The organism is Actinocrinis sp., assembly GCF_035605935.1.
GTDB lineage: Bacteria > Actinomycetota > Actinomycetes > Streptomycetales > Catenulisporaceae > Actinocrinis.
In genome coordinates this window covers 21,577-28,853 of record NZ_DATNGK010000292.1, presented here as the reverse complement: position 1 = coordinate 28,853, position 7,277 = coordinate 21,577, and the positions used below count along the sequence as shown (strand labels likewise).

The 7,277-nt window shown below is 69.8% G+C and carries 5 protein-coding genes; all 5 read left to right on the top strand.

Annotation, left to right across the window (positions count from 1 at the left end):
- Nucleotides 1-74 precede the first annotated feature (74 nt).
- The 5 genes from argS to thrB all read left to right on the top strand — a co-directional run bounded on the left by argS (nucleotide 75) and on the right by thrB (nucleotide 6,984).
- Nucleotides 75-1,739, top strand: coding sequence for an arginine--tRNA ligase (argS, locus tag VN779_RS23555; RefSeq protein WP_325726999.1), 1,665 nt, complete (start codon nucleotides 75-77; stop codon nucleotides 1,737-1,739).
- Nucleotides 1,740-1,799: 60 nt separating this feature from the next.
- On the top strand, nucleotides 1,800-3,203 hold the full coding sequence (gene lysA / locus VN779_RS23550) for a diaminopimelate decarboxylase (RefSeq protein WP_325726997.1): 1,404 nt from the start codon (nucleotides 1,800-1,802) through the stop codon (nucleotides 3,201-3,203).
- Nucleotides 3,204-3,385: 182 nt separating this feature from the next.
- The gene (locus VN779_RS23545) at nucleotides 3,386-4,678 is read left to right on the top strand and encodes a homoserine dehydrogenase (protein WP_325726995.1); all 1,293 of its coding nucleotides are present in this window, start codon (nucleotides 3,386-3,388) and stop codon (nucleotides 4,676-4,678) included.
- Between the two features lie 54 nt (nucleotides 4,679-4,732).
- Nucleotides 4,733-5,815, top strand: a complete 1,083-nt coding sequence (thrC, locus tag VN779_RS23540; RefSeq protein WP_325726993.1) for a threonine synthase — start codon at nucleotides 4,733-4,735, stop codon at nucleotides 5,813-5,815.
- 5 nt (nucleotides 5,816-5,820) lie between these two features.
- On the top strand, nucleotides 5,821-6,984 hold the full coding sequence (gene thrB / locus VN779_RS23535; RefSeq protein ID WP_325726991.1) for a homoserine kinase: 1,164 nt from the start codon (nucleotides 5,821-5,823) through the stop codon (nucleotides 6,982-6,984).
- Nucleotides 6,985-7,277 lie beyond the last annotated feature (293 nt).

The window sequence follows — 7,277 nt, the reverse complement described above, 5'->3', positions numbered from 1 at the left end:
GTAGGGATTGAGTTGCGGAGCGGCTGTGGATAACTGATTGGGGGTGGCCGGGGCCGTTCCCGTACCCTTGGCACGTGACCCCAGTTGAGCTTTCCGCCGCCGTGGTCGCCGCGCTCCAGAACGCCGTGGACGCCGGTGACCTGTCTGTTCCCGTGCCCTCGACCGTCACCGTCGAGCGCCCGAAGAACCGGGACCACGGCGACTACGCCACCAATGTCGCACTGCAACTCGCGAAGGCGGCCGGCAAGCCCCCGCGCGCGGTGGCCGAGATGCTGGCGGGCCGACTTGTGGCGATCACCGGAATCAAGAAGGTCGATATCGCCGGGCCGGGATTCCTGAACATCACGCTGGACGCCGCGGCGCAGGGCGAGTTGGCGCGGGCGATCGTGCTGGCGGGGGACGAGTACGGGCGCGGGGACGCGCTGACCGGGCAGAACATCAACCTTGAGTTCGTGTCCGCGAACCCCACGGGCCCGATCCACATCGGCGGCGTGCGGTGGGCCGCAGTCGGCGACGCGCTGGCACGGACCCTGCGGGCTGCGGGCGCGCGGGTCGGCACCGAGTACTACTTCAACGACGCTGGCGCGCAGATCGACCGGTTCGCCCGGTCACTGCTGGCGGCCGCGAAGGGCGAGGAGATCCCCGAAGACGGCTACGTCGGCGGGTACATCGAGAACATCGCGGCGCAGGTGGTGGCGAAGTCGCCTGACGTGCTGTCGCTGCCCGAGTCCGAGGCTCGGGAAGTGTTCCGGGTCGAGGGCATCACGCTGATGTTCGCCGAGATCAAGCAGTCGCTGGCCGAATTCGGCGTGCACTTCGACGTCTACTTCAACGAGAAGGAACTGCACGACAAGGGCGAGCTTGACGCCGCGGTGGCGCGGCTGCGGGAGCAGGGGCACGTCTTCGAGCAGGACGGCGCGGTCTGGCTGCGGACCACTGACTTCGGCGACGACAAGGACCGGGTGGTCAAGAAGAGCGACGGCGCCTGGACCTACTTCGCCGCCGACTGCGCCTACTACCTGGACAAGCGCAGCCGGGGCTTCGACCGGGTCGTGATCATGCTCGGCGCCGACCACCACGGCTACATCGGCCGGATCAAGGCGATGGTCGCATGCTTCGGCGACGACCCCGAATACAACGTCGAGATCCTGATCGGGCAGATGGTCAACCTGGTGCGGGATGGTCAGCCTGTTCGCATGGCCAAGCGGGCTGGGAACGTGGTGACCTTGGAAGACATGGTCGAGCTGATCGGGGTCGACGCGGCGCGTTATTCGCTGGCGCGGTCCTCGGTGGACTCCTCGATCAACCTCGACGTCAACCTGCTCACCAAGCGGGCCAACGACAACCCGGTCTTCTATGTGCAGTACGCACACGCGCGGATGTGCTCGGTGAAGCGGAACGCGGCGGAGCTGGGCATCGACAAGGGGACCGCGCAGGACTTCAACCCGGGGCTGCTCGTGCATGAGAAGGAAGCGGAACTGCTCGGGGTGCTCGGCGAGTTCCCGCGAGTGGTCGCCAGCGCGGCGGAGTTGCGGGAGGTGCACCGGGTCGCGCGGTACCTGGAGGACGTGGCGACGGCGTACCACAAGTTCTACGACGACTGCCGGATCCTGCCGAGCGAGCGGTACCCGATCCCGGCCGAGCTGACCCGGGCGCGGCTGTGGCTGGCGGAGGCGACGCAAACCGTGGTGGCGAACGGGCTGGCGCTGCTGGGGGTCTCGGCGCCGGAGCGGATGTAGCGGTAACACGGCGGAGCGGGGACTGGTCGGGTAGCAGAAGCACGGAGTAGAGGGACAGATATGAGCCGCGCTGCACACCCTGCGGGACCGCGTCACGCAGACATCCTGCCCGGCAACGGCGTGTCCGCGCCGCCGGCCGATCTCAATGCGCTGGAGGCGAAGGTCTGGCCCTCGTCGGCGCGCCGGGAGGAGAACGGCGAGATCTCGCTCGGGGGAGTGTCGCTGCGGCGGCTCGCGGAGGAGCAGGGGACTCCTGCTTATGTGATTGATGAGGCCGACTGGAGGATGCGGGCACGTGCCTGGCTCGCGGCCTTCGGCGACTACGACCCGGCCGAACCCCCGGTGCACTACGCGAGCAAGGCTTTCCTGAGCCGGGCCGTCGCGCGCTGGGCCGCCGAGGAGGGGCTCGGTCTGGATATCTGCTCGGGTGGCGAGCTGGCGATAGCGCTGGCCGCGGATTTCCCGGCGCACCGGCTGACCTTTCACGGCAACAACAAGTCGCGCGCCGAGCTGGTGCGCGCGCTGGACGCCGGGGTCGGGCGCGTTGTGCTCGACTCGTTCGAGGAGATCGACCGGCTCGCCGAACTGGCCGCGGAGCGCGGCGTGCGTCCGCGGGTTATGGTGCGCATCACGGTCGGCGTCGAGGCGCACACGCACGAGTTCATCGCGACCGCGCATGAAGATCAGAAGTTCGGATTTTCACTCAGCGGCGGGCTGGCGGCGGAGGCCGTGCGGCGCGTGCTGAAGCATGAGGCGCTGGATCTGGTGGGAATCCACTCGCACATCGGGTCGCAGATTTTTGACACCTCTGGCTTCGAGGTCGCGGCACACCGGGCGGTCGGGCTGCTGGCCGCGATCCGGGATGAGCACGGGGTGCGCCTGCCGGAGCTGGACCTGGGCGGGGGATTGGGAATCGCGTACACGAGCGAGGACGATCCGGCGGATGCGTTCGACATCGTCGCGGGGCTCAAGGCCATTGTGGCGAGGGAGTGCTTTGGATACGGGTTGGCGGTGCCGCGCCTGACAGTCGAGCCGGGCCGCGCGATCGCGGGCACGCCGGGGATCACGCTGTACGAGGTGGGGACCGTCAAGCCATTGGATGGCCTCAGGACGTATGTGTCTGTGGATGGCGGTATGAGCGACAACATCCGTACGGCACTGTACGACGCGCTATATACGTGTGCGCTCGCGTCGCGGGCTTCTGAGGCGCCGCCGATGCTCGCCCGCGTCGTCGGCAAGCATTGTGAGTCTGGCGACATCGTGGTTCGCGACGCCTGGCTGCCCGCCGACGTGACTGCGGGAGATCTGATCGCCGTGGCGGCGACGGGTGCTTACTGCCGCTCGATGGCCTCCAACTACAACCACGCGCTACGCCCGCCGGTTGTCTCGGTGAGCGACGGTACGACGCGGCTGCTGGTGCGCCGCGAGACGGAGGAGGATCTGCTGGCGCTCGACCTCGGATGAGGCGTGCGGCGGCACGATAGCGGTGGCTGCCGGAGGCACCCTGCTCTGGCGGCTGCGCAAGCTGCGCGATGCGAGCGGGCCACTTTCGGGCAGAGTCTCGGATAATGGACCACGGATACCGGGAAACGGACAGACCGGCGACACTTGCCGGGCAGGGCAAGCGGAGGACGAGGTTGGGAAGCATGAGCAAGCGCCCGCTGAAGGTAGCGCTGTTGGGCTGCGGGGTTGTCGGCTCCGAGGTCGCCCGGCTCATGACCACGACCGCCGACGACCTGGCTGCCCGTATTGGCGCCCCGCTGGAACTGGCCGGGATCGCCGTGCGCAGGCCGAATCGAGTGCGCGATCTGCCGGTTGACCCCGGGCTGTTCACCACCGACGCGCTCACGCTGGCCACCCGCCCGGACGTGGACGTGGTGATCGAGGTCATCGGCGGCATCGAACCGGCCCGCTCGTTGCTGCTCGCCGCGCTCGCGAACGGCGCCAGCGTGGTCACCGCGAACAAGGCGCTGCTGGCCGAGGACGGCGCAACCCTGCACGCCGCCGCCGAGAAACACGGCGCCGACCTGTACTACGAGGCCGCGGTCGCCGGGGCCATCCCGCTGCTGCGGCCGCTGCGTGAATCGCTGGTCGGCGACAAGGTCAAGCGGGTGCTCGGCATCGTCAACGGGACGACGAACTTCATCCTGGACCGGATGGATTCGAGCGGGGCCGGATTCGCGGACGCCTTGGACGAGGCGACGGCGCTCGGCTACGCCGAGGCCGACCCGACCGCCGACATCGAGGGCTTCGACGCGGCGGCGAAGGCGGCCATTCTGGCCGGTCTGGCGTTCCACACCAAGGTCACCGCCGCCGATGTCTATCGCGAAGGCATCACTGAGGTCACCGCCGCGGACGTAGCCTCGGCGCGCGAGCTGAACTGCGTGGTCAAGCTGCTGGCCATCTGCGAACTCGACCCGATCAGCGAGGCGGTCACCGCCCGCGTGCACCCGGCGATGATCCCTCGCTCGCACCCGCTGGCTGGTGTCCGCGAGGCGTACAACGCGGTCTTCGTCGAGTCCGAAGCCGCCGGACAGCTGATGTTCTACGGTCCGGGGGCCGGCGGCGCGCCGACCGCGAGCGCGGTGCTCGGCGACCTGGTCGCGGTGTGCCGCAACAAGGTCAACGGCGGCCGCGCGCCCGCCGTGAGCGCGTATGCCGACCTGCGCGTCGGCTCGATGGGCGAGGCGCGCACCCGCTACCACATCTCGCTCGACGTCGATGACAAGGCGGGCGTGCTGGCGCAGGTCGCGCTGGTCTTCGCCGACCACGAGGTGTCGATCCAGACGGTGCGTCAGTCCGGTCGCGGCGACGACGCGCGACTCGTGATCTCGACGCACGTGGCCACGGACGCCGCGCTCGCCGCGACCGTCGAGAGCCTGCGGGCGCTCGACACGGTGCGCGACGTGGCCTCCGTGATGCGGGTCGAGGGCGAATAGGCGCGGCGCGATCGAAGCGCCGGTGAGCGAGCAGGCGAGGGAAGAGAGAGCGAGATGGCTGCTGAGAGCCTGAACCGGGCGCGCGGCGCCTGGCGCGGTGTCATCGAGGAGTACCGCGAGTGGCTGCCGGTCTCCACCGCCACACCGGTGGTCACCCTGGGCGAGGGCGGCACGCCGCTGGTGCGCGCGAACGTGGTCTCCGAGCTGACCGGCTGCGACGTGTACCTCAAGGTCGAGGGGATGAACCCCACCGGCTCGTTCAAGGACCGCGGCATGACGGTGGCCATCTCCAAGGCCGCCGAGGACGGCGCGAAGGCGGCCATCTGCGCCTCCACCGGCAACACCAGCGCCTCGGCCGCCGCATACGCGGTGCGCGCCGGGATGATCTGCGCGGTGCTCATCCCGGACGGCAAGATCGCCCTCGGCAAGCTGAGCCAGGCACTCGCGCACGGCGCGAAGATCCTGCAGGTGGCCGGCAACTTCGACGACTGCCTGACCCTGGCCCGCGACCTCGCGGATAACTATCCGGTCGCGCTGGTCAACTCGGTGAACCCGGCGCGCCTCGCCGGGCAGAAGTCCGCCGCCTTCGAGGTCGTAGACGCCCTCGGAGACGCCCCTGACCTGCACGTGCTGCCGGTCGGCAACGCCGGGAACATCTCCGCCTACTGGATGGGTTACACCGAGTACGAAAAGGCCGGGCTCGCCACGCACCGCCCGCGCATGTACGGCTTCCAAGCCGCCGGAGCAGCGCCCTTCGTCAGCGGCGCGCCGGTCGCCAACCCGCAGACCATCGCCACCGCGATCCGCATCGGAAATCCAGCGTCCTGGGAGCTGGCCATCGCCGCACGCGACGAATCCGGCGGCCTGATCGAGTCGGTGACCGATCGTCAGATCCTTTTCGCATACAAGCTGCTTGCCGGGCGCGAAGGCGTATTCGTCGAGCCGGCCAGCGCCGCAGGCGTGGCCGGGCTGCTGAAGCTGGCCGAGGAAGGCCGCCTGGCGCGCGGGCAGCGGATCACCGTGACGGTCACCGGCAACGGCCTCAAGGACCCGGACTGGGCCATCAACGGCGCGCCGACCCCGCCGAAAGTCCCCGTCGACGCGGCAGTCGCGGTCGGCGTCCTCGGACTGGAGTGAGCCGGTTGGCCCTGCCCGAACCGTCGCTGACGTCTGCGTCACCGCGACCTGTAACACGGCAGCCGCGCTTCCGGCGCGAGCCGGTCACCGTCCGGCCCCCGGCCACCAGCGCCAATCTCGGTCCCGGCTTCGACGCCTTCGGGCTCGCGCTGGAACTGCGCGACGAGGTCGTCGTGCAGGTCCTCGCCGAGCCGGGCCTCAACGTCGAGGTCTTCGGCGAGGGGGCTGGACAGGTACCGCTCGACGAGAGCCACCTGCTGGTGCGCGCGCTGCGGGTCGGCTTCGACGCGCTCGGTGGGCAGCCCGCCGGGCTGCGGGTCAGCTGCCGCAATCGCATCCCGCACGGCCGCGGCCTCGGTTCCTCCTCCGCGGCGATCTGCGCCGGCCTGACCGCGGCTCGCGACCTGGTCGAGGGCGGCGCGTCAGTGCTCGATGACGAGGCGCTGCTCGACCTCGCGAACCACATCGAGGGGCACCCCGACAACGTCGCGCCCGCGTTGCGTGGCGGCCTCACCATCGCATGGCTGGAGCAGGACCCTGAGCGGGAGCACGGGCTCGGACAGGGCACTGAGGCACCTCGGCCGTCCGGTGGCCGGCAGGATACTGACCTGGTGATCGCGGCCGGCGGTTCGCCGGAAGTTTCCACGCACGTTTCGACGGATATCTTCACGGGTCGTCAGCCGGAGCACATGCGGGCCTTTGCGCAGCGGCTCGAGCCGGCCGCCGACGTCGGCGCGGTGGCGTTCATCCCGCCGAATCGCCTGGCCACCGAGGTCGCCCGCGGCCTGCTGCCCGCTTCGGTGCCGCACCGCGACGCGGCCTTCAACGCCGGCCGAGCCGGCCTGCTCACCGCGGCATTGACGGCCCCGGAACTCAGCCATCATCATCGGGCTGTACTCCTGCATGCCGCCACGCGCGACCGGCTGCACCAGGACTACCGCGCGGCGGCGATGCCGGACAGCGCGGCCCTGATCCGGCGGCTGCGAGCCGACGGGTTCGCGGCGTTCGTCTCCGGCGCCGGCCCGACCGTGCTGGTGCTCACCGTCGGTCCGGACTGGGCCCGGAAGGCCGCCGACTATGCACCCGAGGGCTGGGGCGTCACAGTTCTGACCGTCGCTTCCAGGGGCGCGGCGGCCGATTCGCCGCCGGATGACACCGACACGCCATGATCTCGTCGAAGGTGGGGAATGCCACAATGGCTCAAGAGTGTTAATCTCGTAGCTGCACCCGTTGTCCACGTCGGCCCGGAGTTCGTTCGGGCTCCGTCCGCGCGGCCACGGCAAGTGCTCCCCACCTGAGGACCTACGTCGCAACCCCATTGTGGATTTCCCTGATCCGATGGCGCCTGACGGCGGCGGTCCAGACGGCCCCCTTTTCTGGCGCATTCAAGCGCGCCGCCGGACGTGGTGCTCCCACGCTCCGGTATTTGAAACCCCGCCCCCGCGGTCGTCGCGGTGCCGAA

Bases quoted from the DNA above. Each gene is read 5' to 3' on its own strand.
- lysA (WP_325726997.1), top strand. From the start codon at position 1,800: ATGAGCCGCGCTGCACACCCTGCGGGACCGCGTCACGCAGACATCCTG.
- VN779_RS23545 (WP_325726995.1), top strand. From the start codon at position 3,386: ATGAGCAAGCGCCCGCTGAAGGTAGCGCTGTTGGGCTGCGGGGTTGTC.
- thrC (WP_325726993.1), top strand. From the start codon at position 4,733: ATGGCTGCTGAGAGCCTGAACCGGGCGCGCGGCGCCTGGCGCGGTGTC.